A 26,237-nucleotide genomic window follows, 5' to 3' on the forward strand; every position below is an offset into this window, starting at 1 on the left:
TAATTAACTCATTCCAAATATCAACTTCAACTCATTACTCAGGTTAAACATTATCGCATTATTCATTACACTTGAACGCATCAACAACCCATTATTAACAAACTCACCTTGTATTTTCCCTGTCTCATCACGCTCATTCTGGCTTTTGAAATGAAAGATATCCTGTAAAATAATTCTGTCACCCTCAATACCCATGATCTCACTAATATTCATGATTTTCCTAGAACCATCATTTAGTCGGGAAACCTGAATGATAAGATTTACAGCGGAAACGATATTCTTCCTTATCGACTCCATCGGTATATTCATGCCCGCCATCATGACCATATTTTCAAGACGTGATACTGCATCGCGGGGATTGTTAGCATGTAGCGTTGACATGGAACCATCATGACCTGTATTCATGGCTTGCAGCATCTCGAATGCCTCCTCACCGCGACACTCACCAACAATGATTCTGTCTGGTCGCATACGTAATGAGTTGATCAGCAATGCACGCATGGTGACCTGCCCCGTATTTTCAACTCCAGCAAGGCGTGTTTCCATTCTTAGTACATGAGGTTGCATTAGTCTCAGCTCTGCTGCGTCTTCCATAGTGATGATACGTTCACTTTCATCAATATATTTCGACAATGAATTAAGCAATGTCGTTTTACCAGAACCAGTTCCCCCAGAGATGATAATGTTCACTCTGCAACGTGCGGCAATGACCAGAAAGTTCGCCATCTGCCCACTCAATGCACCATGTTCAACAAGATCCGCCAGTTGTAAAGATGACTTCCCAAACTTGCGAATTGAAATCGACGTCCCGTCTAAGACGATGGGGGGTATGGCGACATTCAAACGGCTGCCGTCTGATAGGCGAGCATCCACCAGAGGACACCCCTCGTCGAGCCTTCTGCCAACTTTCTGCACCAGCCGTTTAGCGATGTCAGTCAACTGTGCATTATTAATGAATCGATGCTGGGTTAATTCCAGCTTGCCAAATCGCTCAACGAAAATTTTTGTTGGGCCATTAACCAGGATATCGCTAACGGTATCATCTTCCAGCAGTGGCCGCAGGGGGCCAAATCCAATGACTTCATCTGCCATCATTTCAGCCATCTGGCGCTGACCGACCACATTCAAATAAATATTTTGCAACTCAACGATTCGCTCAAGAATGCGATTCATTTCAGTTATCAACTGTGCACGATCGGTCACCAGATGTTCGATAACATTGATATCGATATTGCTCAGTACACCATTGCGCAAGATCTCCTGAAGCTCAATATCTACGCTATTATTCATCAGTTAACCTTCCTGCCATTCATAATAATATTTCGCCACAGATTTTGTTTTTTTTGCACCGCGCCGCCTAACACCTGCCGTGCCAGCTCTTGCAATGGTGAAGGATTATTGAAAAACATTTTTCTCCTAGCACTACCCCCCCCCTTTTCCCGCGAGTAGGGTATGACGGCATCAATAGGATGATTCAACAGCACCCTCATATCATCATGAGTCAACGAATTTATCGTTACTGGTCTGGTATCACTGATACAGACAAATAAACGACGCGATACACGATTCGAACGTTTCAAAACTTCGATATTTTCAATCATATTCCGTGCTACACGCACTGATGACATCGAGCGGTCAAGTACCAGTACAACGCATTTCGACTGTTCGGCTAAGTCACGTTGCAATTCTTTATTCGCGACATTGATCGCTTGCTCAAACACCACGAAGTTATATTTTTGCAAATCAGGTTGGCTAAGGTCCGGGAGGAATTCGCTCTCCCTACTCATTAAATCAAGCTGTTTCGACACAGGGGTCAGCTCAGGCAACAGTTTTTTTCCAGTAATGAGGTCCAAATCACGTGAGCCAAACTTACCCTGCACAAATAACGAAGGTAACTTACGGGCTCGAACAATCTCATTAGCCAGCAGAAACCCTAAAGTTGTAGTTCCAATCCCACCTTTACAACCCAGAACGCTGACGCTTACCGGATGGCGGATACTCTTCAATTCAGTACCCAACACCGCCGCCTGTACCAGATTATCCTGCTGTGAATGTATATTGAAATAGTGGATGTTATTTTTCATAAAGCTTTGGGCCAGACCTATTGAATCGCTATCACCCACCAGACAGCACCAAGCTCCACGTGGTATCTGTGAATGAATTGTCAGCATAATCTTGTCAACCTCAACGCTGGTTCCTATGTCGACCACTACCCCATTGGCATTCTCAGGCACGCTAAGTTGCTGCGTGGTAATATCAACGCGGATTTTTTCAACCGAGCTGATACCTGCCATGCGCAGGTTTTCACTCAATGCTGTAAAAACTCCAACACGAGGAGATAATATATAAAATTCTTTCTTATTAACATCATTAGATGAAACGCTTTTTTGCGGAAATAACAACATTACTTTCCCTTAACATCCCTATAGAAGAGAACTACCATCATTGAAAGGCGCACAGACTAATTTTCACCTTGCGCTTCTTGGTATGAAATAACCCGAATCTATATATACTGTATTTCAGGTATATAAAAAGCATGGTTGCGCCCCCCATGCCATGAAATGGATCAGTGCACCCTTATCAATGGGAAAAACCACCCTGCTCTATAAATTCCCGTGCGCGCTTTCTTTCAAGACGATTGTCAATTTTGCTAAGATTAAAAAATCTGGACAACGTAGAGGTTCGCTGGAAATCAGGTATCTTGATATTACGCTTATTAGCAGGTTTAACCAGATTTACCGTAGCAACCACAACTAACTCACTGTTCGAACGCTCAGTTGCAGCATTACGAAACATCCCACCTAAGAGAGGTACATCGCCAATAAACGGGATCTTCGATAGTGCTTCACGTTCGCTATTATTCACCAATCCAGCAAGGAGGAAGCTTTCACCATCCGCCAGTTCTACGATGGTTTGGGCCCTTCGGGTCTGGAAAGTTGGAAAGCTCATCCCCGCCTGACTATTGAACGTCGAATCAATATTACTCACCTCTTCATTAAGTGAGATACGGATATGTCCCGTATCTCGTACTTTGGCGCCGATATTCAATTTTATGCCGAAGTCTTTATATTGTACGCTCGTGCCATTCTGCGATGATGTGACTAGCGGAACTTCTCCTCCCACCAGGAACTGAGCTGTTTCTCCGGATAGTACCGACAAATTCGGCTCAGCCAGTACACGGGCTACTGAGTCGTTACTAATCGCATGGACCATACTAGATAGCGTATCAGCGTTAAATTTCACAAAACGAAATGCACCAGGTGTAACACTGGACGACGCTCCTGTGATAGTTCCCCAGTCAACGCCCAGATTTTCACTGAAGTTTTTAGTGACTTCGACCACGGTAAGTTTAACATTGACCTGATTGGCAAGTGGCATCTGCAACTTATTAATAACGCCTTTATAAATGACCTCATCAAGCCATCCACTACTATTGTTGCTATCGTCGCTCGTACTATCAGCCCCCTGGATAGCGCTGACTTTTTTCTGATTTATAGTCGCCGCCGCACCAATCCCCTCTCCTACTATCTGATAAATCTTATCTTTTTCATCTTCTGATGCCACCGTTCCCGAGATAACATAACTTTGGCCTATTTTTTTAATCTCAATATCACTGCTAGGGAATATTCTGCTGATGTTTTTATGTACTTCGCCGAGCAATGAGTTTACTACCAACGTTGTCTTAAATATCTGCTCTCCATTTTCGTCAAAAGCAATAACATCTGTTTTCCCCTCTTTACGCGCGTAGGCCACGATGCTCCGATCGCCGATCATCTCATAATCAGCGACCTCGGGTGAAGACATGAAAACAGTATCAACACTCCCCTTTACCTGTATAACTTGAGATTCGCCAGGTGACAAATATGACTCTGCAGCGAACGAAGTCTGACTGTGCACGGACACGAACAGAGACAATATAACTAAAAAATTGCGAAACAGGTTCGCGTGGAAGATTACCTTGACGTTCAATTTTTCCCTCGCAATTCATCTATGGAACTAAATACCGGTAATAAATTACCAACTCTTATACGTGAAGGTAGTTTCTGCCCAGGCCTTTCTGGAATAATTATTAGCTCACCTTTACCTTCAATGACTTTAAGCTGGGCATATTGTTTTGTACTGACTTTCACAGCGATAGTACCGACTTTTTTTTCATCACCGGCGAATGGTGCATCAATAGAATTATGTTTTTCAACCGGTTTAACTTCCAAAACTTTCAATCGAGAGAAAATGAGGTCTAATTTTTTTTCACTTTCACTTCTCATAGCCCCAGACACTTCCTGAATGACTGCACCTCCCCCAGTTTTCTTCTCACTCCCTTTAGAATATCGCAAATACAATGAAATACTATCCCCAGAATGAAGTAATGAGAGCAAATAAGAGTCAATGGAATTAATTATAAGTGGATAAGGAATCTCATCAGACTTTATGGCATGTTGAAAAAAAGTTGGACTCTCTGGTGATTCAAGCAATTCGGCTGTCAATACACTACCTGCCTCGACATTGTTTCTTATCAAAAATCCACTTATATCACCTTTTGAGTAAGAACTTATATCACGATTATCCGTAGACTCCGCAGGAATGGTAATCGTGGAGATTTTATAGTCTTCCGTTCGTAATATTTCTCGTAGCTGCAATGCATTGTTCGCTACTGCAACCTGAATTTTTCGCTCTTTTGTTGAGGAAGGAGGAATCTCAGTCTTTACAATAGTTTCATTTTTGTTACAAACAATACCAACAACGCCGACTGCCAGTAATAAAACTGACAAAATTAATAGTGTCCGGTGACTCAACTTCAGGCTCCTTAAAAAATATTTACGTTATCCTACGGGGTAGGAAAGCATGAATGCTAATGCAATAGGAACGCCATAGGGAATACCATTTTTCTTGACGTTTTTATGATAAAAAAGTAATCCGATGATCGCACATACTCCACCTAGCACTGCTACCAAGAAAAGATAATTGATGAACTGAACATAGTTAAAGGCAAAAGAGAGAGCAACAATCAATTTCACATCGCCAGCCCCCAAAATTTTACTGATAAAGAGCATGAACCCAAAAAATAAAACAAATAATGAAAGAAAAATATTAGGACTTGTATCTGCTGATAAACTCAAAATACATACCATGAAAATTATCAACAACACATTTGTATTACTTATTATTCTTTTGCGAAGATCATCCATGCAAACTTTAGCCAGGATAATTATTATTATCAGGTAACAAACATTATTCAACCACTGCACAGAATGTCCCCTTTATCTTTACGTTCGAAAAATATCGTTCTATACAAGTTTTATTTTCTAATTAAACCCTACTTAAAATCAGGTGTTTATCTATCAAACAAAATAGACATCTGAAATTAAAATTTTTCTGTTAGTATTGGGGGGCGCCCCCCCCCCCCCAAAAAAGTATGCTTACTTTCCGTTCCCGGTAGTAACACTGGTAATTGAACTAACTATTTTGGTAAAGGCCGTATTAATCGCACCGAGGAAGCCGGAATTTTGGTTACCAAAGATAGCTGCCAGCAAGGTTGCCATAGCCACACCAATAAGCGCATATTCGATTGCTGTTACGCCGCGCTGGTCTTTAAGGAACTGCTCACTACGTAATTGTACCATAATGTATGCTTTCGTGATGATGTTAGTCATTTAAAACTCCCTATTCTAGTAGCGTTTTTTAAAAAATATGTTATCGATAAGAAAGGCACAAGCAATAAAATACTGACTAGAGATACTCTCCATTCGCTTGACTACCTGACCATCAAATTAAACACTACTCATTTATCATGATCTTCACTTCACTCTCATTTTATTTTTATAAATATCACAATAGAGTGTTTTTTTTCATTTTTTGAGAAAGACAACCATAAAAAAGATGATAGTAGTGAGCCAGCACACTGCTAACACAGCAAGCGTAGTGACAAAAATATTCCAACTCCTGGTCTGATACCAGTTGTCTATGGATGTTTCGTTACTGATACTCTCGGAATGGAGTATTTCTGTATCCACTGGAGTTTCTGCGGTCGGCAGGGGTGAATTTATCGGGCCGAGGTTCTCTGCAACGACATTCTTATCATTACTGGTAATGCGCTCTAATAACTCGGTTTCTGCAATCTTTCCACTGGTAACATAACCAATGTACTTTACTCCGCGGCGAGGAATAGTTTTGATCAAGGTATTAGATAACCCGACGAAGGTGAATGCCTGTCGTAGCAGATAGAGTTGGCCATAATAGCTGCTCTCTGAAACAGATCCGCGCTGCTCATGCCACACTTTTTTAATAATATTTTGCTTATCTGTTTCACCCTGCAATAGCAATAACAGAAAACGATAACTGTTTTCTGACAGTTCAAAAATCTTATCACTATCTGATATCAAACAGCGTTTTGAAGGAACGAATATTACGCCGTTATCGAGAGTAAATATAATATCTTGATATCCTTCCGTACCATGCATGTGCTAACTCCGATTTCCATACCCGAATTATAAAATCCCCTAAAAACCATTCTTAAACATTTTATACTGCCTTGTAAAATAAGTATATTACTTACTCATTTTTTCCGTCAAGAATAGCACTCAATAAATCTTTTGCGAGCTCATTGATTCATATTATAACCTTACTTAATCATCTTAACTACTCATTTACATCATCATGATATATTGCAATATTTTAATGCCCACATCTTGATAAAAAATAATTCATACAGCATTACTAACTTGCATATATGATTTTAAAGAATAATAGTCTGATACTGTAGCTGTAAATCCGCATTCTCCACAACCCTGAGGACACCTGTAAGAGGGACAGTTTATCCATAGCGATATCAATCGCACGTTAACGTCCAATCTTTATTCTTATCGCGGGGGTGATGTCATAATTGTTTAAAACTTCAGAAGTATAATGAAATCGACAGGAAAGGATGAACCAGCACATTCCCTGTAAGTCGAAATGATTAACATCACCTTATCAGTTTGATTTTAAACTCTTTACGCTAAAATCGGCAGGTTAGCCACCTGCCGATTTCATTTACGCTGCATCAGGCATTGATCCATTAATGCCTGAATTTATCATTTAGCGCGGGTGAACAACCGGTGGCTTCACTACTGGCGGTTTAACAGCAGGTGGATTCACTACTTGTGGTCTGGACGAATTTTTATATCCGCAGAACTTTGAGATAACGCAAGAGAACAATTTAAAGAAGAAAAAACCACCTACAACCTGGTTAGTTTCCTGAGTTGATAATACCTTCATTTTTATTTCCCATAAGAAATAGTTAGAACTCTAATTAATATACTGAACATCATTTTTCAAGTAATGCTCACCTTTTTACTGCGCTCTTTGTCGCAACAATCTAATCATAACCTTTTTTTATCTCACCACCCTCATTTTGTCTCAATTTTATCTCTCTTTAGCTCAATAATTCTGTCAGCAGAATTAATTGTTGACTGGCGATGAGCAACAATAACCTTAGTGATATTCAATGCTGCAATTGCTTCATTGATTCGTGCCTCATTGTTAACATCAAGATGGCTGGTAGCCTCATCCATAAAGAGAATAGATGGCCTACGATAGAGTGCCCGTGCAATAAATAGTCGCTGTTTTTGACCTCCCGACAGACTTCCACCCAACTCACTAATTAGTGAGTAATATCCCATTGCCATACTCATAATATCTTCATGTATGTGGCTATCTTTACAGCACTGAATCATGTGTTCTTCATCTATTTCTGATTCAAAACCCACAATGTTTTCAGCGATAGTACCAGAGAACAATTTATCCTCCTGGAGCACGCTCGCTATACAGTGGCGATAGTTATTAATACCTGCAGTTTGTATGTCAATATCATTAATTTTCAACGTTCCTTCAGTCGGAGGAACCAGACCGCTAAGGATCTTCAGCAATGTTGTTTTTCCCACACCCGAAGGCCCCACAATTGCCACACTTTCGCCTGCTGCAATAGAGAGGTTAAATCCCCTGAGAATGGGTTGACTGATATCGTCATACTGATAGTGTAGATTGGTAACTTCAAATTTTGCTGGTCCCACAGCAGGTATAATTCGCCTCGGTGCTGCTTCAGTTTCCGGTGGCGTCAGTGCGATATCTGCAACCCTTTCATTATGGAGGCTTAACATTCGAAGCTGTAATACGACATCAATAAGGTTATTGGTGCGCTCTGTGAATTGAGTTCGGTAAGCATTAAAGGCAATAAACATGCCAAAGGTCAGTTTGCTATCGATGACCATCGCTGCACCCAGCCATAAAATCAATATTTCATCGAAGGTTGCAATCAACGTGCTCACACTGTTAAACACCATATCGAGGCGTGAAATGCGAATTTGTGCATTCACTGTATCAATGTTTAAATTCATCCACGAACGCGAGCGAGTACTAGCCAGTCCCATTGATTTGAGCGTCGTGACTCCGTACAAGGTTTCCATAAAATGCGATTCTGCTTTCGCTTCTTTTATCACGTGTTCTTCATTTGCCTGACGATACAAGCGATAGGTTGATACGCGCAAAATGGTATACAGCGAAGTAAAGCCCAGAACTACCCATACCAGCCAGCCGCCATATAGGACCATCATTATCAGCACGCCTATCGCTACGATAATATCAATAATCCCGCTGACGATATTACTGGTGAAGGTTTCTCGTAAGGTATTGAGAGATCCGAAGCGTGACTGGATATCACCCAGTTTACGTTTTTCAAAATAGGTAACAGGTAGTTTTAACAGGTGATTGAATAATCCATTTTTCCACTGAATATCTATCAGCGCATTCATCACTACTGAAGTCCACGAACGCAACACCATCATTCCTGTGCGAAGCAGCACCAAAACAAGCAATCCAGAGCAAATTACGGTTAGCAAGTCCCGATCACTTGCCTGTACGACATGGTCCATGACCAGCTGAATGCCCACTGGAAAAATCAGGTTAATGGCTTCAATAACCAAAGAGAGAAAAAATATTTTAGTTAGTGCCGAAGGTAGACCACGAACATTCTTTAGCAGGGAGCGTAATTTTAACTTATCCCGCCATTTGACAGTAACGAAATCACTCGCAGGCCATACTTCCAGAGCCACGCCGGTAAAGTTTTGTGAAAACTCATTATAACTGATTACTCGCTCACCAAAACCTGGGTCATGGATGACAAAATGTGCATGCTTTACCTCGGTCAGCACCACATAATGGTTGTGGTTCCAGTGTAAAACACATGGCAACTTGAGTTCACTGACTTCATTGATATCCAATGATAGTGCACGTGAATCAAGTTTGAGCTTCTCGGCAATCGTCATTAATGTTGTCAATGATGTCCCCTGAGATGACACACCAAAACGCTGACGTAAAGAAAGTAAGTCTGCATCTACACCGTGGAAGTTTCCAATCATCGCTAAACAGGCCAGGCCACACTCCGCCTCTTCCGTTTGCAGCATTTTAGGTGTCCGGCGTCGCCAGGACAGGTGTAACCGGTTGTAGAGTTCGCGTATCTTATTATTCTTATTCATTTACTACTCCGGTTATACTTTTTTGAATACGGTAAAATGGTGCAAACATCCACTGATAAAGTGGCCTTGTCTCCAAAAATAGTGTTGCGTCTGCTTTTAACCCACTTGAAAGGTGTAACTCTTTGTCTTTATATTTGAATGCCGTACTATCAATATCGACCAGTACCTTATAATAAGCATTGCTACTTTTCTCCTCCCCTTTCAAAGGAGAGCTATGATAAGTTGACATTTCCTGAGCTGATGTGGGTAAATAGGAGATATTAGCGATCTCCCCCGGAAACTGCCCAAATTTTTCATAGGCAAATGCTTCATATCGTAAATTTAACCGATCACCCTTTTTAATATAGGGAACGCTATTGTTAGGTACCCACAATATTAAATAATAGGTTACCTTATTTCCTGGCAAAAGCTGTGCGAGGCTATCGCCGATATTTACCATCTGCCCTTGGGTTACACTCAGTGACTCTACCCTGCCATCATCAGGTGCATTTATAATAATCGTGCCGCTAGCTTCTGCTTCAGATTGCTGACGTTCGAGGTCATTCATCTGTGCTTCCAGCTGTGCGATTTGGTTATCAAATTCAGCACTGCGGGTCACTAAATCTGTCCCGAGCGTGGCAATCTGGACCGACTCCTGCATACTCTGGCTAAACAGTGTCTGATAGGTATTTTGTTGTTGGGAATACATGTACTGCTGGTTGTTTGACTGCTCTTTGGTAACTAACCCACGCCTCTGATACTCCGCATAGCTCTGGCTGGACTTGCGCATGCTTTCAAGATCTTTAAGTGTTTTTTCCAACAATTTTTCCGTGAGCTTATGCGCTTTAACATATTGCTCACGCTGCGCCACTACATTATCTAATGTTGCTTTTTTATTCTTTTTTAGGTTGTTAATCATACTGTGGTTTTTTGTGAGCTGACTTTCAATTGAAATGCGAGTCATCACGCTAACTTTGCCCGAGTCAGTAACCCTGCCAAGATCAATCCTGTATAATGGCTGCCCTTTCTTCACCCACTGACCTGTCTTAACATAACGCTTGCTGATAATACCCTGCTGAGTCGAAAAAACGTTCATTGCCCCGGGTTGAGTGGTAACCTCACCGCTCACCTGAATACGGCGCGTGTAACTACCAAATATCAGAAACGCAATCAGTGTAAGAATAAATAATATTGAAAAGGTTGCTACCCACTTTGCTGGTAGCGAAGACAGAAGCATGGCTTTGCCTGCCCACTTATCTTGCTGGTGCTTTACTGATTCTTCACGAAACAATTTTCTCTGACTCATCCCTGGCTTCTTATGATTGAAAAGACGCATTTTTTGTGAAAAGGATGTTAGTGATCTAAAAAAATTAATCCTTTTTTAGCTCTCCTTTATTCTCAAAACTTCTCATTTAAAATCTGGTTCTACGCCCTCACATGCTTTGCTTCCAACACGGTAAAATTGCTGCTCATGCGGATAAAATGCTGCCCCTTTATTTTTAATAGATTTTTACTCGACAGGTATTAATTCCTGCATCCGAGAAGACAATAAATTGTAACCTCCTCCCGAATTTAGTCTTACCGCTTGATGGAGTTCTCTGGTTTAAATACAACCAATGGAGGCTCATCATGAATAAAACGCGTTTCACTGAATCGCAGGCCTTTGGAGTGACCCCATTGCATGAACAATACTTCGCCACCCCTCCTAGTTTCATTACTCAAGAAAGATTTATGTAAAAACTATGCTTACTGTTCACGCATTAAATTAATTGCTTTAAATCAATTAATTACAAACTAACTGCTCATCACTCTACTATGCACCACTGTGCACCTTTGATGTATGGTTATACCCCCTAGCGATCACGGTAGGCTGCAGACCTAGAGTTTTACCATTCATGGTGAACTCAACGTCTTGTCCCTCCAGCTGCAATTGAGTACGAATTTTAGCACTCGTGGTTGCAGTTGCATTGCACGTAATAGAACCGGGGCATTGGCGCTACAATTGACTGAATCCCCGGCATTAATGGTGCCAAGGTCGAACGGACGAATCTGACTAACCTGGCACTGAAGCGGTGGCAGGATAACGGTAAAGGTCCCATAGCATGTCCAGCGACGAAGGAAGCCATTTTTTCTCCCATCAAACTGGACATACGAGCCATACCCTCCGCCAGCACGTCCCATCTACCGATACCGAGGGCTTCGTAGCTACAGCTGTAGCCGTTTTATATTGTAATATCAATGAATTCACCTTTGCAGTGCACCGAGGCGAATGCTGTCAGCATGACTATGATCGTAGTGTACCGCTTCCGTAATTCCATAAGCCCCTCGTTGTACGATAAGTTGTGTGTAGCCCCGAACGCGCGGGTACGCTCGCCACGACCGCCCGCCGAAGTGCGCAGGCAGTCCTTCAACCTGCGGAGAAAACATGCCGCCTCCCTGTTTGGTTGTTCCCATAGCTCGCCTCTCGAGCCGTGATTCAAAACTTACTCCCACTGAAAAAGCATGACGGCACTACCAGATTTATAGCCAACCGCCGTGCCGGTATTATCTAACGTAAATGTTACGTCAAAACTTGCGGGGGTAGAGCCATTAATACCTCCCTGGAATGAATTACTTCCATTAGGGAACGCATATTTCACCTTAGCATCATTAAGGTCTATGATATTTTTAGACAGACTTACCTTCATATAAGCGTATTTGCTACAAGTAATCTTGATATTGGCATTAATACTTTTCCGCTCACCCAATACCACACTTCCAAAAGACACTGTTGATGGATAATCAATATCACATCTCGCACTGGAAGGTGGTGAAGGGAGGGTTGTCTCAGCATACCAGTATTCGGTGGCACTGGCTTGGCAAAACACACTCACAGTCCAATTCCCATTTTGGTCGTCAAATGTCATCTTCGTTGTAGCACTCACTCCATCCTTGAGAATGCGATTCATATATGCAGCCGCCTCATTTCTATCTACAGAACAATATTGGCTGTATTTATTAATGAAAGCATAGTAATCCCTCTTTGTTTCATGGACGTTAACATAAAACCTCCCCCATGTAACACCTGGGTTGAGAGTCATCAAATTGGGGTCCACCTCACCAGTAACAAAATATCCGCCACTTGAAATAGGAGCGAAGTGAAGGTTATTGCAATATACCTGAAAAGGAAGCAGGAATAAAAATGGTAAATACTTTTTAATCATAACTAACCCGAACGCTTGCCGTTGCTGAAAATTCACCAGGAGCGAGCAGACCAATTTTACTCGCTATTGGCTGAGCCTGCAACACTGGAATATTGGGATAGGTAAATGAGAGTCGCGTATTTAGAGGGAGGCGCCTTCCATCATAGGTAATCTCTATGCCAAGCTGTTGTTTATTTGTAGCAAGGAGCTCCTCATCAAAGACAGCTCCAGCACCTTGAACCATAAAAGAGTAATTCCCGGGTGCCGCGCAGTTCAAGGTAAATATAATCGGTGTCAATTTATAACCATACTCACCGAGATGGCTAATGATGACATTAGTTCCAAAATCGACGGCGATTTCCCTGTTGTCGTTTATCGTGCATGTTGGGGCCATAACGGTAACATCAAACATAATAAAGGACTCTTGCGACGCTTCAGCAACACCAAGGAACATTAGCATCACAATTACCCAGCAACCGATGGGTTTATATTCCAATTTTATTTTTTCCATTATTGCTAGCCTATGGTGGTGTCAGTATACCCAAATGAATGATTGGCAATTACCTTACTAACCGGATAAGCCATTGGCCCACAAAAGCCTGCCAGGGCTTACTCTTGGTCTCTGCCACTCTGGTCCACATATTTAAAACGCTCGATGGTAGTCATACCATGCCTACTCATACTCAAGGCTGAACGTGGCCGCCGCACTGAACGCACCCCGCTCAATACGCCGTTCCCTGAGCGCATCAGGCTCGCCCTGCACATAGGCCTTTAGCGCAATAATGTTGTGCCCTTCCTGCAGCAAAAGTTTGCTGCCAGCCTGATTAAGCTGCAGGGGTTTGGCAGACGGTGTCTCAAACCCGATGGCAATGCCCGTTGCTTGACTGCCGCCCTTGATGGCCAACAGACCCGGCAAGGTGCCGTTTTCAGTGCCGGTAAAGGTTACGTTCACCGTCTTGCCCACCGTCAGATCACATTCCTCCAGGTGTATCTCGAAGGCCTGGCCCACCGTGCGCGTGTTCAGATACAGGTCTTTGTCAATAACACTGCCAAAATCCAGCGCGATTTCTTCATCACCTGGCCGTATTACACAGGGCTCCGCCACCAGGGCACCATACAGGTGAACGTTATTCTCCCCGGCAGCCTCGGCAGGCGCCGTCGTTAGTGCCACAAACAAAGGAACCGCTACGCTCATCGTTACTGCCCGGTCAAAAAAACGGCTTCTGTTACGTTTCATCACGGGTTCCTTATTGGTATTCTGCACGCAGCGTTGCCCAGGCCTCAAAGGTCCCTTCGGTCAAGGTCGCGCCGGTATTTTTCACCGGCACCGCCTCCAGCCGCGGCGGGTTATCGCGGTCAATTTTTAGCGTGGTGTTCGGCGTAAAGGGCTGGTCATTTTGATAGACGCGTATACCCAGGTTTGCCTTGTCAGTCAGCAGCGCCTCATTATCGAACCCCGCCGCATTGCCGCTCAGACTCAGTGTCATTGCCCATTGTCCAGGGTCGCCCTCCCTGCAGGTTATCTGATAGTTAATCAACTGACGGTAGCTCACCCCGTCCACCTTGTTGATGCCCACCCGTTCGCCGAAGTCCACGTCTATCCGGTTGTCGTCGTTGATGGTGCACGGCGGCGAGGTTATCAGCGTACCGTGGAACGTTATGTCCGCCTCGCCGTCCTTTGCCTGCGCCGGGCCGGTAACGCCTGCCAGGCCGCTGGTCAGCAGCAGGATCATCATCATTCTGCTCATGCTCTGCTCCCGTTACTGGTAATCCACTTTCATGGTGGCACCTGCGGCAAACTCCCCGCCCTTTAGGGTTACCCAGCTCGGCTTCACCGGCACCGACCACAGTTCAGGCTTATTGGGGTAGGTGAAGTTCAGCCATGTGTTGACAGGCAGCTTGGTACTGCCCTGCAGCAATTGGATACCCAATCCATTTTTGTTAGTCCATAGCACGGTGCTGTCAAAGGCCGTGACAGGGCCTACATGCACATACAGCGTCCCGTTAGCACCCTCGACCACCCAGTTATCTACCGTCGCTTGGGCAGATGGCAGCAGCCACAGCATCACACCCAGCGTTAGCGGCACCATCAGCGCCAGACCGCCCAGCGTGCCGTAGTATTTCAGTTCAGCCGACCCGAACCGGCCTTGCCAGCGGCCGTCCTTCTTGCCTGTCATGCTCTTGTCCTTCGCCTCGCCGGTGTCCGCCTGGGCGTTAATCCGGTTATACCTTCTTCGCCGGTACCACCGTGCAGGTGGTGCCACTGCAACTAAAACTCAGTTGCGGACGGCCGCCGTAGTCATTGACATAGGTCAGCACCGGGTTGCCACCCACGCTGGCCGCACTCACCGTCAGAGGCAGGCTGCCTTTCGGCGGTACCATCATTGGCTCAAAATCCTTGATGCCGGGGCCGTCTTTCTTGTTGCTAGCGTCGACCAGGGTCACGTAATACGGCGTCGGGTTGTTGACCACGTATTTGTCGCCCTGCTTCGTCAGTGTCATTTGCTCCTGAGGGGGCGCAGCGTTAGGGTCAATGCTCAATCCCGCAGGGCGGTAAAACAACTTGATACGGCTCTGCAGCGCAATCTGCAGGGTGTTCGGCTTGCTACTCTTCGGCGGTATTTCACGCAAGTTGAAGTAGTACAGGGTCTCCTTGTCTTGGCTCAGCAGCTTCGCCGGCGGCAGCGCCTGAATTTTCACCTGGCTCGGTTTCCCCGGTTCGATGCGCTGCACCGGAGGTAATACTGTCAGAGGGCTCTGGATTTTATTGCCCTGCTCATCCTCTATCCAACCCTGTGCCAGATACGGCAGCTGCTTGTTCTGGTTGCTGACATTCAGGCTCACCGACTTCTGGCTGCCGTCAAAAATCACCCGGGTCCGATCCAGCGCGATGGCAGCTTGTGCCTGCTGGGCAACCAGAGTGCCCAACAGCAATAAGGTCAGGGCCATCGGCATGACGGTACGGGCCGACACGTCGCACAGCCGCGTAACGTTTTTATTCATATTTAACTCGTTTAACTCAGTGTTATGCATTTTTCTCTTCCCCGGCCTCAGTGGCCGCTTTCAACAGGGTTTCAGTTTCGGTTAACGCCGACTCAGCGGCTTTCTCAAGGGCCTGACGTTTCGGATGGCACGGCAACAGCAACGTATTCATCAACATGTCCGCCGGTAGTGGGGTCGGCATCTGCACATCGCACTGTGCCGCGCCGCCCCAGTGCACAGTCATCTGCTCACCGGCATTAATGCCGCTCAGGTACACGCTGCCGCCGTCATTGACGAGGCCGGTTTCCTGCTTACGGGCATTCAGCACCGTGGCGCCAAACGGCGGCTCGCTGCCGTCGGCCAGCTTGATGACCGCCATTGCCTTGGCACCCGCAATCACATTAAATCTCCGGTAGCCAATGGCACCCTCGGTCAGGGTCGCCTGCACCACCGACGTGGCGGCCTCCGCGTTGTCACCCAATTGGTTTAGGTCAATGCTCGCCTTGTTACGGTAATAGCTACTCACATCGCCTATCACCGCTTTGCCCCAAACGTTGGTGCTGGTCGTGTTCCCGTAACCGCGCACCGGCACATTCGACACACCACCGGTGTCAATCAACATCCGGGTGCCACCTGCCACACCGCCGCGGTGGGCGGCAGCCCCCTCCAGCGTGGCGGTCATCCCTCCCAGCATCGACACGCCGAAGGCGCTGTAACGGTCCTGCTGGTAACTGGCGTTGGCGCTCATGCGCGCCATATCCCCTTCATGACTGTAATATCCGCTCGCGGTACCTCCGCTACGCGACATCCCGGCGTTCAGTTGGTAATTGTTATGTTCGTCAATCCTGTCGTAATAACCAACCTGATGTGTCGTATCGCGACGATTGATCGAGGTGTTATAACTGACGGTTGAACTGGTTCCCCACGGCATCGACAGTGACAGATACCCCCCGTCGTCGTTAGTACCGTTGTACTGATTGCGATACGCCGACAGCGACAGGCTCACATTATGCAAGCGGCCCACGTCGAAATAACGCGACACGGTCAGGTTATAACGGTTGTTGGCCGGCCGGTCCCAATATGTCTCGTGGCTGTAGTTGATATAACTGCTTAACCCCAAGTCACGAAAATGCTTGTTGAAGGTGATGGTGTACATCTCCTTGCCGTTGCCGGTTCGAGCACCGTAATTACGTGCATCCAGATACTCGCTCATACTCATAAAGTTCTGTTCCGAGAAGCGGTAACCGGCAAACGTCACCTGGCTGTCATACTCGTCGAAGTTTTTCGAATAACTCATACGGTACGAGCCACCGCTGAGCGTGCCGCCTTCCTGCAGCAACCGGGCCCGCGACTGGGTAGCATCGAATGACAATGCGCCCAGCATCATCAGGTCACGCCCGATACCGAGGGACAGCGCGTTATAATCGCCGCCTGCAAGGGCCCCGCCATACAGCGACCAGCCGTTGCTTACCCCCCAGGAGAACTCGCCGGTACCGAATATCGGGCCGCGTGAATGATGGTCAAAATCCGAGGGCTTGCCCGCCGCTAGCTTGTAGCGCACCATGCCGGGGCGAGTCAGGTAAGGAATGCTGGCGGTGTTGACCACAAACTCCTGCACGCTGCCATCCTGCTCCTCGACCCGGACCTTTAACTCACCGCTGACCGCATCGTTGATGTCCTGAATGCGGAACGGCCCCGACGCGACCGTGGTTTCATACAGCACACGATCCTGCTGGGTGATGATCACCTTGGCGTTGGTCTTGGCGACCCCCACCACTTCTGGCGCATAGCCCCGCAGGTTCGGCGGCAGCATATTGTCGTCCGATACTAGACTGGCCCCGATGAAACGGAAGCTGTCGAACATACCGGAGTCAAGGTAGCTCTCTCCAATCGTCAGCTTCGAACGCAACGACGGCACCGCCCGGTAGGCGTAATAGCGGCTCCAGTCCAACTGTTGACGAGTCGACGGCCCACTGCCGGTCTGGTGGCCAAGGTTAGCCTGCCAGTCCGCCCGCAGACGCCAGGCCCCCAGGTTGGCACCGAGTGTACCGTTGCCGCTCAGGCTATACCCGCGGGTCCCCTGCTTCAGTTGTTGCTGGCTGCGTGCGTTGACGTTGTAGTCCAGTAACACGCCGAGAATGCCCTCATCCCAGCGTGACGGTGGATCCCAATTCTCATCGGTGTATTCCAGAAAGGCCTGTGGGATACTCAGGTAAAGAGCATTGGTGGACAAGTCGCCCCGCACCTCCATACCCTGCACACTGTTTTCGTCCAGACACGCGCCGTCATACCACCAGGTCAGCCCGGCCAGCACCTCTTCCTTGAACCCCAGTTCGTTCGCCAGTGCCCGGGTAATACACGCGCGGCTACCCTTGGGGTCATCCTTCAGGGCATAAAAGGGGATTTGTTGCTCCGGCAGGTCATTTTTGTTGATACGCACCACCATGTCGTACGTACCCGGCATGATGTAGCCACCACGGGAAAACTGGCTCAGATCGATGTTCTGCCGGTCATTGACATCCAGCACATCCGTATTGAACTGAATATCATCGGCTGCATAGACCACTGTCATCGGTGAACTCATTGCGAGCGAAATACACAGCCCCACAGTCTGAATTCGAACTCGTTTTCCTGTCGGTGACAATTCCATACTCTTACCTTGTTATTTTAATAATCCTTTCCACTATCCCGGCAGACATTCAAAAATAATCCAGCTTGAAACGTATCGAGGAAAAATAATCACCGGATTTAACGGCATGGTTGTTAGCTACCAGTTTTAGTGAGTAATCCATCCGCAGGTTACCGGGAACAACATCGGTTAAAGGCAACGCTTCCCCAGGCAAGGCAATATTCCCCAACCCATCAGAAATTTGCAGGCCAACGCCTGAAGTATCACCGTGAACACCAAACAACCCCGCTTCTGCATCACCGTCAAAGGTCACCTGAAAATGCTTCCAACCTTCTTTCCCCTGGCGTTCCAACAAACAATCAACCAAGTGGATAGAAAAATATTTGCTACGCCCCTGGCCATCACGAATAATATCGACCACGGGGACAACACCCATATCGATAATTTGCTCGCGACTGTCTACCGCTATGGTACAGGCAGTATCGATAATGCTGCCCTGCATATTGACCCGCCCCCATCCCGCCAGGCCGGCAGTCGTATTAGAGGAAAAAACAGCAGGAAATAACAGGCAGAAAAACACAATTAATGGTTCCGTATTAATAGGTATTTTCCATATTCTTTTTAGCAAGAGTTTTTAAAATGCATGCGGATGACCCGCATGCATCAGTACGCTACTATTTAAAATAAAACAAAGGGGCAAGTAACGAACTTAGTTATATGCCAGGGTGAAGTCAGCCACCGCCTGGAACTCACCTTCGGTGATGGCGGCAGAAGCGCCGTCACCTTGCACGTACGCAGCGAAGCTCAGGGTGTTCGTACCGTCAGACAATTCCTGGGCTGTGCTTGGCTTACCCAGTTCAATCACTGCACCACTACCATCGGTAACAGCTACGCTGGCACCCTTCGCAGAACCAGTGATACCCAGCAGGCCGTTTTTAGCTGGAGACTTCATACCAGTGAAGGTGATTTGAACCTTGTTCTGGCTATCCTTTTCAGAGACTGAACAGTTTTCCAGTTGGATATCAAAGTTACGCGGCGTGGATTTGCCACCGTCTTTCAGTGCAACCTTGGAAATTTGACCCAGCTCAATAGTCTGATCGGCAGAGTCCGGGGCGATAGAACATGGCGCATCGATAATAGAGCCGGTGAAGGTCACTTTGCCGTTACCCTGGTCGGCGGCGTGCGCCAGAGAAGACAGACCAAATACTGCCACAGCAGCCAATAGAGTTTTGTTAGCTTTCATTTTTACACCCTTGTTAAGAAATTTTTTATTGAGTTGAGTCGCCAACTTATAATGCAAGCCACCTCGACTTGCTCAGACCTGCTGATTGTAGAGATACTCATTTACCCCCTCCTGAGTGATTTAGGTTGTCAGTAAAAAAGCGTCCACAAGCAAGTCACAGCATGTCGAGCGCCAGCCACAACGAGGGCAAGCGGCGACGAGAAAAATGATAACAAACAAAAACAACAACAGACAATTAATCTTTAAAATGCAGTAAAATTAGAATTATTAACCACAAGCTAAAGATGAAAAACAAAAATGCAGAATAAAAAAACGAAATGAGGCCATAAATCACCCCCAATAACTATTTCATAAATCAGCCGTTCTTATCCCCTTAATGCAATGATCACAAAATAATTGACTATTCCCAGGAACACACCTAGATTAATAAAGCAAGATAATTCCTATTGCCAGAAAAGGCCTTTAGAAATATAAGAATGAGTATTTAAAAATGAGATTCATCATAAACTTAACTATCGTCTTCGACCCTGAAAACAAGCTATTACTACTGAAAAACAACGATGAGTTAACAGTGGGGTTATCTAAGCCTGCGGCTCGACTATTAACCGAGTTGATAAAAAATAATAAAGAAGTGCTAACCCGTGAAGTACTCATAAAAAGAGTTTGGGAAGATTATGGATTTTCACCCTCCAGTGCAACATTGAGTAATCACATTAGTGAACTCAGAAAAGCCTTTGAAACTGCGGGTGGAAGCAAAGATGTTATCATGACGATATCTAGGATAGGTTTCAAAATGGATGCAGAGATCCACCCAGAACTAAAATCCATTAAAAAAATAGATCAGCCCCCCTCCATCGACATAGATATGCGAGAGATAAACCTTCACACGAATAAAAATGATGAATTGAAACATGTTCCTCTGCTGTCAAAGAAAGGGCCACGGAACCATGTGAAGTTGGCATCACTTTTCATTTTAGCTATTAGTATTGTGGTCATCTTCGTCATTACATTAAAAAGCAGGAACAAAGAACCCGCATTAATATTTACCCAAGATAAGTGTAATGTGTATGCATTAAACAATGAATACGGATATATTAATGCGCAAAATAAAATAAATAATATTCTTGATAAAGAAGGTATAGAATGCTCTAACATTAATAGCGATGTTTACTATATGGAATACCGAGCCAGAAATGAAATTGGTAAAATGACGTTCATAGCTGTTTGCAATATCGGAAAAAATGGAATATATGTGTCCTGTAACAACTATAAATCGATCGAGTAAATTAAAATGAAAAAATACATTATAGCTGTATTTATTGCTATCACCTTGGGTTTGAGCTTTTTTTTTCTATACTTAAATACCTCAACGCAGAAATGGGAGCGGTGTTATACTCACGAAGTGACAAAATACACATTAAAGGATGGTATGAAAGTTGAGCTCAACGTGGATATTGATGTAGTCAATGATGATGATAATCAAAGCGAAATTTTCTTATTTGGCACGTTTAAACATTCAAATGAAAGTTATACAATCACCAGGAGAATCCTTCTAACCAAACAAGAAGGCCCAATAAAAAACACATCGACTATTGCTATTACTAAAGAATCTCTATACCCCAGAGATAATGTTCCTGCCGATTTGTGGAATAAATACGCACTACCTATAACCAGAGACTTACCAATCTATATTAAAAGTTTAAAACTTAAGAGAAACGCCTTAATTATCAAGGCATTAGACAACCCTATCTTTGTTTGCACCATACAAGACTAGCATCACAGAGAGCCTTAATTTCTATAATTGAGGCTCGCCACCTAGCAAAGCCGCGCACCCATCAAAACAATAGCACTTAGTTAAAAAAATTAAATTAAAAATAAACTTAATATAAAAAACAAATAAAAATTATAATTATTAAATTGCGTTCCGATAATCACCTTTGCCATCATATACCAAGAGGTAATCAGTTTTATTTTTATTCACATCTTAAAAATGAGGGACCGGATATCACCCAGATAGTGTTCGCAACGCAGTGTAAGCAGCCATCTAATAACCGTACCTATGAATAGACAAAATAATAAATAAAGGAATCAACGTGGTTTTTCACGTCAACATATTGATGACACTTGGGTTGTCGCTGGGATTGTTTGTTTTTTGGCTATGGCGTGCAGTCCGTCGCCGTACCATCTTCGTTTCGCCAACCCTGGCTTGTTTCACTGCTGGGGGGGCGATACTGGCTCTTCCCTTGTTATATACCCCGGATATGCGGTTTGCGACGGCGGCCTGGCGGGTCGCCGGAGTGGCGTTCGGAGCCTTTTGGTTTCTTTCCTGCCTGCAACTCCAATGGCATCGACACAGGCTGCTCGCAACCCTCTACGGCGTGCTTGTTCTGGTTACTGCCGAAACTATTATTGCCGGTCAGCAGTGGCTGATGCCTCACCGTGCCTGGGTTCCACTGTATGGCAATCGGGTCTATGGCACTTTCTTTCAGCCCAATGTCCTCGCCAGTCTGATCGCCACCGGTATCACCCTAACTCTTGTACTGCTGCTGTTGCCCGGCCTGGCGGCGCGCCCCGCTCGCCTGAATGGCATACGCCGGTCAATCTTGTTCGGTATGCTGGCTGGGTTCACGACACTGTTGGTGTGCATTCAGTCACGGACCGGCTGGCTGGGCGGCATCGCCGCCGCAGTGTTGCTGCTCTTTCGCTTTGGTCGTATCAACACCACGAATACCCGGGGTGCCATTATCGCACTGAGTGGAGGGGTTGCCCTGGGAAGCGCTTGGTTGCTTTCCGGTCATACCCTCCTGCCACTGGCGGACCACACCGGCAGCAACCTGGCTCGCTGGAGCATGCTGCGCGATACGCTTGCCATGATTATCGACAAACCGTTGCTGGGATGGGGCTACGGTGGGTTCGAGTACAACTTCCAGCATTTTCGTGTCAACCAGGTGCCGCCAACCCCGGTGACCGAAATTGCCCGCCATCCCCATAACGAAATATTGCTGTGGGTTGTGGAAGGCGGCGGGATTGGACTGACCGGAGTGGGCCTGATGCTGGCTGGCGTAGGTGTGATTGTCCGTCAGTCCATACAACGAGACCGCAGCGCTCTGCGTGCCGGCCATCGCATGGCCGGAGTACCGACTGCGCTGTGCCTTACAGCTCTGCCGATGGCCACTCATACCCAGTTGGAGTACCCGTTCTACCTCTCGACGCTGCATTTTGTCACGTTCCTACTACTGCTCTCCTTGGCCGACTGTATCGGCACATCGGTACGGACGCAGCGCACATTGTTGGACACTACAAGCACAAGACTGAGTTTCGTCATGGCTGCATTGGCACTGAGTGTTTCCGTGCTGGCCGGATTTACCCTCCGTGGAGAAATAACGCTCACGCAAGTGGAACGATTTGGTATGGAAGACGTGACGCCCTTAAACACCTTACCCCAACTATCGCGTCACCTGCTCTTGGAGCGAGTCACCTTTGATGAACAGGTAGGGGCCCTGATGGCCTACAACCAGACCGGGGATAAACATCTGCTGCAAAGCTACAGCCAGTGGGCTCAGAGCTACCTGCTGCGCCGTATCGACAAGAATGTCTATGTCAGTCTGATAACCATATTGCAGCACCAGGGATACCCAGAAAAAGCTCAGCGTTATCGTCACGAAGCGGCCGTATTTTTCCCCACCGACGTGCGTTTTACTCCTTCAACCGACATGACGACCACACTCAGTAGTAAGGACAGGCGATGAAAAAAAATCATATCAACATCCTCATACAAGACACCAACCGGTATTTTGCCGAGGGTCTTACCGCCCTGCTGCACGCGGAGTGCCAACGCAGGAATACCAGCGTGACGTTTTTAACCCCCGCACACCGCCATAGGGCCGACGTTCTTATTGTCACGAATGATGCCCGTACGCACATCAGGACCGACTCTCCTCCTGCGATACAAGGCCGGCATAACATGCTCGTTATCCAGGACCGCGTCCGTTACCAGACAGCTTCTCGGGTCCAGCCCGACATCGGTGTCATCAATCGTCGCGACAGCATCAACTCCGTGCGGGCGATGATTGAACTGATGTTCGCAAGGCACTATGACGGCCTCACCAGAGAAGCGTTGCCTGGCAGGCCGAACCTAACTGCCAGGCAACGCGAGATTTTATCCGCCCTGGCCCGCGGACTGACACCGAACCGGATAGCCCGGCTGTATGGCCTGAGCGTCAAAACGGTCAGCGCTCATAAGTGCGCCGCCATGCGCGAGCTGGGGCTCGCCCGCGTTCACGACCTGTATCTTTGGTTGCACAACCAGAATGCATTGACTCCTGTGCGGCTACATCGCCACCGGGCAATACCGGCCTCAGGCGATGGGAAGGGCCCCTCCAGGACGTGACCCCTTGCAAGCCACCACGCAGTGACGGGTGGCGTCACCACGATAAACACCCAACACCTCCGCTAACAGGATACGTAAACAGAGTGAACACACCGCTCCTTCGCACACTTCGTACCGCCCTTCTGTGTCTGCTCGCGCTGGGTACCTCAGCCTGCCAGCCCCCAAAGGCGAGTAAGCCCGACTCGCGTGCCGCCGTCGCAAAGCAGGCGGGCGCTGGAAACGCCCCACTCAAACAACGTGAGACTGAGCGATTAACGCAGTGCCAAACACAATTAAGGGTGTTGCAAAATATAAACCCCAAACAATACCAACAGTACAAACAGTACAAACAGACCTTTGATCATCTGATGAACAGCGAGTCCCACTATGCCTGTCTGCAAGCACGAGTCAATGACACGACCTAGGAGACGGAGGATGCGTTGTATCACTACAAAATCAACTACCTATGTGCCGGTGTCAGCCAGGCCGTATTGATCGGGCTGGCCGAACAGGGGAAGCAGATGAAAGAGGAACCGGTTAAATGAGGCGCAAAACGTGCTTGCTAACCTGGGGGACATGGCGCTGACGGCCCTGGTGATGACCGGCAAATGACGACGTGCCGGCACTGTTGCAGTTTGCCGAGCAGTATCAGCAGCAACGCCAACAGCCGGTGATTGCCGCCCCCACAAGCACCGAAAAATCGCCCGCGCCGAAAACGACCACCCAACAGAAAAAGCCGCCCTGACCGGCTTCCCCTACAGGGGGAATATGTCCGCGACATCAGTCCAAAGCAGGCAGCAACTGGCGCACCAACGACTCGAACTAGAAGCGCTGCGTCAGGAGGTTACCGTGCTACGGGCTGAAAAAACGGCGTTCCCCGCAGTCATGGCTCCCAACTCACTGCCCGAGCTGCACCTGTTGCAACGCTGGGTTGCCGGGCTGAGCGAAGCCTGGCGCGGTTCGCCCGATGCGCTACACAGCGCCGCCCTGCTTCGTCAGGCGACACAGCAGACCGCAAGGGCGCAACAAACCGAGGAGGCCCATGAACAACGGCAGCGAGAGGACCAGCAGGCTTACGCACCTCCCAGCAGGACAATGAGCAGAAGCTGGCAAAACAGAAAACGATAACCCAACAGACACAGGCAGAACTCGATGACGTGCGCAAACGATCATCGTGGAATATCACCCCAATCCAATTGGTGTAGGATAACGTACGCCTGTCCTACGCGGCGTGGGTTGCGCTGGGCCTGGATATTCAGACGCTGATGGCCTGGGGTGTGCCCATAGACTCCTCCTATTCTCAAAATATAGGCCAGATTTGTCTACGGGTTCGGGGTCACTCCACAAGTGATCCGTAATGTTCGATTTTCGCCTGTGTCAGCTTTGTCTTTATCGCCTGGTTTCATGGTTTCAATAATTTTGGCTGATGGTGTTTTTTCTCTTTTTGTCTAACTAGTTAACTCCATGAGTGTCACTGTTACATGACACTCATTTTAAAATCAATTTAATGCGCAAATATCCCTATTGACTCATCACGAAAAAATGGTTTGGTTACTATAATTAGCCATTATTCCATCCTCTCAAACATCAAATCCCAAACGCCATGTCCCAGACGCTGGCCACGTAATTCAAATTTTGTCAGCGGACGCGAGTCCGGGCGCGGTACGTAATCATTACTCTCAGAGAGATTACGGTAGCCTGCGCTGCTGTTCATGACTTCCAGCATGTGTTCCGCATAGGGTTGCCAGTCGGTGGCCATATGGAATACGCCACCGACTTTTAATTTGCGCAGCACCAGCTCAACAAACGGCGTCTGTACGATGCGGCGTTTGTTGTGGCGCGCCTTGTGCCACGGATCCGGGAAGAACAGCTGCACCATATCCAGTGAAGCGTCCGGGATCATATTCTGCAAAACTTCTACCGCATCGTGGCACATCACCCGCAGGTTGGCCAACTCCGCCTCATGGGCATCGGCCAGGCAAGCACCCACGCCCGGCGAGTGAACCTCGATCCCCAGGAAGTTCTGCTGCGGATTATTGCCCGCCATGGTGACCAGCGATGCCCCCATGCCAAAACCAATCTCCAGCACGGTTGGCGCTTCACGGCCAAACAGCGCGGCGATATCGACAGGTTCAGCCTGATATTCCACGCCCATCACCGGCCAATAGTTGTCCAGCGCCTGCTGCTGGCCTTTGGTCAACCGCCCTTGGCGGCGAACAAAACTGCGGATACGGCGCATCGCGCGGCCGTTCTCATCAAATTCTGGGGAGATGACGTCATTAATCATAGTGCTTTCTGTCTATTTGGCTGCCAATTAGGGGAACGCGCATTATGCAAAGATACC

General features: G+C 47.0%; 26 protein-coding genes. 6 read left to right on the plus strand and 20 right to left on the minus strand.

What is annotated here, in order from left to right; all coding sequences use genetic code 11:
- Positions 1-3: 3 nt before the first annotated feature.
- From WN53_RS03115 to WN53_RS03200, 18 genes are all read right to left on the minus strand, one after another.
- Positions 4-1,290, minus strand: coding sequence for a TadA family conjugal transfer-associated ATPase (locus WN53_RS03115; RefSeq protein ID WP_024484058.1), 1,287 nt, complete (start codon positions 1,288-1,290; stop codon positions 4-6).
- Positions 1,290-2,405: a tight adherance operon protein gene (locus WN53_RS03120; RefSeq protein ID WP_046808005.1), complete on the minus strand. Its 1,116-nt coding sequence runs from the start codon at positions 2,403-2,405 to the stop codon at positions 1,290-1,292. The genes WN53_RS03115 and WN53_RS03120 overlap by 1 nt, the downstream gene beginning before the upstream one ends.
- Positions 2,406-2,580: 175 nt before the next feature.
- Positions 2,581-3,861: a type II and III secretion system protein family protein gene (locus WN53_RS03125; protein ID WP_099049947.1), complete on the minus strand. Its 1,281-nt coding sequence runs from the start codon at positions 3,859-3,861 to the stop codon at positions 2,581-2,583.
- Between the two features lie 104 nt (positions 3,862-3,965).
- The gene (locus tag WN53_RS03130) at positions 3,966-4,793 is read right to left on the minus strand and encodes a hypothetical protein (protein ID WP_024484061.1); all 828 of its coding nucleotides are present in this window, start codon (positions 4,791-4,793) and stop codon (positions 3,966-3,968) included.
- 27 nt (positions 4,794-4,820) lie between these two features.
- Positions 4,821-5,246 carry an A24 family peptidase gene (locus tag WN53_RS03135; RefSeq protein ID WP_024484062.1) on the minus strand — a complete coding sequence of 142 codons (426 nt, stop codon included), beginning with the start codon at positions 5,244-5,246 and terminating at the stop codon, positions 4,821-4,823.
- Between the two features lie 171 nt (positions 5,247-5,417).
- Positions 5,418-5,651, minus strand: coding sequence for a Flp family type IVb pilin (locus tag WN53_RS03140; RefSeq protein WP_024484063.1), 234 nt, complete (start codon positions 5,649-5,651; stop codon positions 5,418-5,420).
- 195 nt (positions 5,652-5,846) lie between these two features.
- Complete coding sequence (locus WN53_RS03145; RefSeq protein WP_024484064.1) at positions 5,847-6,458, minus strand: winged helix-turn-helix domain-containing protein; 612 nt, start codon at positions 6,456-6,458, stop codon at positions 5,847-5,849.
- 927 nt (positions 6,459-7,385) lie between these two features.
- On the minus strand, positions 7,386-9,509 hold the full coding sequence (locus WN53_RS03150) for a peptidase domain-containing ABC transporter (RefSeq protein ID WP_024484065.1): 2,124 nt from the start codon (positions 9,507-9,509) through the stop codon (positions 7,386-7,388).
- Positions 9,502-10,794: an HlyD family secretion protein gene (locus WN53_RS03155; protein ID WP_024484066.1), complete on the minus strand. Its 1,293-nt coding sequence runs from the start codon at positions 10,792-10,794 to the stop codon at positions 9,502-9,504. The genes WN53_RS03150 and WN53_RS03155 overlap by 8 nt, the downstream gene beginning before the upstream one ends.
- Positions 10,795-11,971: 1,177 nt before the next feature.
- Complete coding sequence (locus WN53_RS03160) at positions 11,972-12,691, minus strand: hypothetical protein (RefSeq protein ID WP_024484067.1); 720 nt, start codon at positions 12,689-12,691, stop codon at positions 11,972-11,974.
- The gene (locus tag WN53_RS03165) at positions 12,684-13,181 is read right to left on the minus strand and encodes a fimbrial protein (protein WP_024484068.1); all 498 of its coding nucleotides are present in this window, start codon (positions 13,179-13,181) and stop codon (positions 12,684-12,686) included. Before WN53_RS03165 ends, WN53_RS03160 begins: the two co-directional genes overlap by 8 nt.
- Before the next feature lie 162 nt (positions 13,182-13,343).
- On the minus strand, positions 13,344-13,865 hold the full coding sequence (locus WN53_RS03170; protein WP_037411740.1) for a fimbrial protein: 522 nt from the start codon (positions 13,863-13,865) through the stop codon (positions 13,344-13,346).
- Between the two features lie 52 nt (positions 13,866-13,917).
- On the minus strand, positions 13,918-14,418 hold the full coding sequence (locus tag WN53_RS03175; RefSeq protein ID WP_024484070.1) for a fimbrial protein: 501 nt from the start codon (positions 14,416-14,418) through the stop codon (positions 13,918-13,920).
- 12 nt (positions 14,419-14,430) lie between these two features.
- Positions 14,431-14,847: a fimbrial protein gene (locus tag WN53_RS28895; RefSeq protein ID WP_024484071.1), complete on the minus strand. Its 417-nt coding sequence runs from the start codon at positions 14,845-14,847 to the stop codon at positions 14,431-14,433.
- Positions 14,848-14,893: 46 nt separating this feature from the next.
- On the minus strand, positions 14,894-15,625 hold the full coding sequence (locus WN53_RS03185; RefSeq protein ID WP_037411745.1) for a fimbria/pilus periplasmic chaperone: 732 nt from the start codon (positions 15,623-15,625) through the stop codon (positions 14,894-14,896).
- A gap of 70 nt (positions 15,626-15,695) precedes the next feature.
- On the minus strand, positions 15,696-18,302 hold the full coding sequence (locus WN53_RS03190; protein WP_024484073.1) for an outer membrane usher protein: 2,607 nt from the start codon (positions 18,300-18,302) through the stop codon (positions 15,696-15,698).
- A gap of 49 nt (positions 18,303-18,351) precedes the next feature.
- Positions 18,352-18,861 (minus strand): fimbrial protein, encoded by a 510-nt coding sequence (locus tag WN53_RS03195; RefSeq protein WP_037411715.1) that lies wholly within the window; start codon positions 18,859-18,861, stop codon positions 18,352-18,354.
- 129 nt (positions 18,862-18,990) lie between these two features.
- Positions 18,991-19,524, minus strand: coding sequence for a fimbrial protein (locus WN53_RS03200; RefSeq protein WP_024484075.1), 534 nt, complete (start codon positions 19,522-19,524; stop codon positions 18,991-18,993).
- A gap of 490 nt (positions 19,525-20,014) precedes the next feature.
- On the opposite strand from WN53_RS03200, the gene WN53_RS03205 reads away from it, so the two are divergent.
- On the plus strand, positions 20,015-20,809 hold the full coding sequence (locus tag WN53_RS03205; RefSeq protein WP_024484076.1) for a winged helix-turn-helix domain-containing protein: 795 nt from the start codon (positions 20,015-20,017) through the stop codon (positions 20,807-20,809).
- Between the two features lie 6 nt (positions 20,810-20,815).
- Positions 20,816-21,298, plus strand: coding sequence for a hypothetical protein (locus tag WN53_RS03210; protein ID WP_037411718.1), 483 nt, complete (start codon positions 20,816-20,818; stop codon positions 21,296-21,298).
- A 472-nt stretch (positions 21,299-21,770) separates the two neighbouring features.
- On the opposite strand, the gene WN53_RS28560 is transcribed toward WN53_RS03210, so the two are convergent.
- Positions 21,771-21,962: a hypothetical protein gene (locus WN53_RS28560; protein ID WP_158645261.1), complete on the minus strand. Its 192-nt coding sequence runs from the start codon at positions 21,960-21,962 to the stop codon at positions 21,771-21,773.
- Between WN53_RS28560 and WN53_RS03215 the strand changes: the two genes are divergently transcribed.
- The 4 genes from WN53_RS03215 to WN53_RS26720 all read left to right on the plus strand — a co-directional run bounded on the left by WN53_RS03215 (position 21,954) and on the right by WN53_RS26720 (position 25,021).
- Positions 21,954-23,273: a PglL family O-oligosaccharyltransferase gene (locus WN53_RS03215; RefSeq protein WP_158645262.1), complete on the plus strand. Its 1,320-nt coding sequence runs from the start codon at positions 21,954-21,956 to the stop codon at positions 23,271-23,273. The genes WN53_RS28560 and WN53_RS03215 overlap by 9 nt on opposite strands.
- Positions 23,270-23,914: a helix-turn-helix transcriptional regulator gene (locus WN53_RS26715; RefSeq protein ID WP_024484079.1), complete on the plus strand. Its 645-nt coding sequence runs from the start codon at positions 23,270-23,272 to the stop codon at positions 23,912-23,914. Before WN53_RS03215 ends, WN53_RS26715 begins: the two co-directional genes overlap by 4 nt.
- Before the next feature lie 595 nt (positions 23,915-24,509).
- On the plus strand, positions 24,510-24,638 hold the full coding sequence (locus tag WN53_RS29030) for a hypothetical protein (protein ID WP_255417706.1): 129 nt from the start codon (positions 24,510-24,512) through the stop codon (positions 24,636-24,638).
- A 23-nt stretch (positions 24,639-24,661) separates the two neighbouring features.
- Positions 24,662-25,021 (plus strand): hypothetical protein, encoded by a 360-nt coding sequence (locus WN53_RS26720; protein ID WP_024484080.1) that lies wholly within the window; start codon positions 24,662-24,664, stop codon positions 25,019-25,021.
- Between the two features lie 439 nt (positions 25,022-25,460).
- Here the strand turns inward: WN53_RS26720 and trmB are convergent, their stop codons facing one another.
- Positions 25,461-26,180, minus strand: a complete 720-nt coding sequence (trmB, locus tag WN53_RS03235) for a tRNA (guanosine(46)-N7)-methyltransferase TrmB (protein WP_024484081.1) — start codon at positions 26,178-26,180, stop codon at positions 25,461-25,463.
- Between the last annotated feature and the right edge of the window lie 57 nt (positions 26,181-26,237).

The organism is Serratia fonticola (assembly GCF_001006005.1).
Lineage (GTDB): Bacteria > Pseudomonadota > Gammaproteobacteria > Enterobacterales > Enterobacteriaceae > Chania > Chania fonticola.

Excerpts from the sequence above, each read along its gene's own strand:
- WN53_RS03115 (WP_024484058.1), bottom strand. The coding sequence starts at position 1,290 with ATGAATAATAGCGTAGATATTGAGCTTCAGGAGATCTTGCGCAATGGT.
- WN53_RS03120 (WP_046808005.1), bottom strand. The coding sequence starts at position 2,405 with ATGTTGTTATTTCCGCAAAAAAGCGTTTCATCTAATGATGTTAATAAG.
- WN53_RS03140 (WP_024484063.1), bottom strand. The coding sequence starts at position 5,651 with ATGACTAACATCATCACGAAAGCATACATTATGGTACAATTACGTAGT.
- WN53_RS03145 (WP_024484064.1), bottom strand. The coding sequence starts at position 6,458 with ATGCATGGTACGGAAGGATATCAAGATATTATATTTACTCTCGATAAC.
- WN53_RS03150 (WP_024484065.1), bottom strand. The coding sequence starts at position 9,509 with ATGAATAAGAATAATAAGATACGCGAACTCTACAACCGGTTACACCTG.
- WN53_RS03155 (WP_024484066.1), bottom strand. The coding sequence starts at position 10,794 with ATGAGTCAGAGAAAATTGTTTCGTGAAGAATCAGTAAAGCACCAGCAA.
- WN53_RS03160 (WP_024484067.1), bottom strand. The coding sequence starts at position 12,691 with ATGATTAAAAAGTATTTACCATTTTTATTCCTGCTTCCTTTTCAGGTA.
- WN53_RS03165 (WP_024484068.1), bottom strand. The coding sequence starts at position 13,181 with ATGGAAAAAATAAAATTGGAATATAAACCCATCGGTTGCTGGGTAATT.
- WN53_RS03170 (WP_037411740.1), bottom strand. The coding sequence starts at position 13,865 with ATGAGCGTAGCGGTTCCTTTGTTTGTGGCACTAACGACGGCGCCTGCC.
- WN53_RS03175 (WP_024484070.1), bottom strand. The coding sequence starts at position 14,418 with ATGAGCAGAATGATGATGATCCTGCTGCTGACCAGCGGCCTGGCAGGC.
- WN53_RS28895 (WP_024484071.1), bottom strand. The coding sequence starts at position 14,847 with ATGACAGGCAAGAAGGACGGCCGCTGGCAAGGCCGGTTCGGGTCGGCT.
- WN53_RS03185 (WP_037411745.1), bottom strand. The coding sequence starts at position 15,625 with ATGCCGATGGCCCTGACCTTATTGCTGTTGGGCACTCTGGTTGCCCAG.
- WN53_RS03190 (WP_024484073.1), bottom strand. The coding sequence starts at position 18,302 with ATGGAATTGTCACCGACAGGAAAACGAGTTCGAATTCAGACTGTGGGG.
- WN53_RS03200 (WP_024484075.1), bottom strand. The coding sequence starts at position 19,524 with ATGAAAGCTAACAAAACTCTATTGGCTGCTGTGGCAGTATTTGGTCTG.
- WN53_RS03205 (WP_024484076.1), top strand. The coding sequence starts at position 20,015 with ATGAGATTCATCATAAACTTAACTATCGTCTTCGACCCTGAAAACAAG.
- WN53_RS03210 (WP_037411718.1), top strand. The coding sequence starts at position 20,816 with ATGAAAAAATACATTATAGCTGTATTTATTGCTATCACCTTGGGTTTG.
- WN53_RS03215 (WP_158645262.1), top strand. The coding sequence starts at position 21,954 with ATGCCTCACCGTGCCTGGGTTCCACTGTATGGCAATCGGGTCTATGGC.
- WN53_RS26715 (WP_024484079.1), top strand. The coding sequence starts at position 23,270 with ATGAAAAAAAATCATATCAACATCCTCATACAAGACACCAACCGGTAT.
- WN53_RS26720 (WP_024484080.1), top strand. The coding sequence starts at position 24,662 with ATGTCCGCGACATCAGTCCAAAGCAGGCAGCAACTGGCGCACCAACGA.
- trmB (WP_024484081.1), bottom strand. The coding sequence starts at position 26,180 with ATGATTAATGACGTCATCTCCCCAGAATTTGATGAGAACGGCCGCGCG.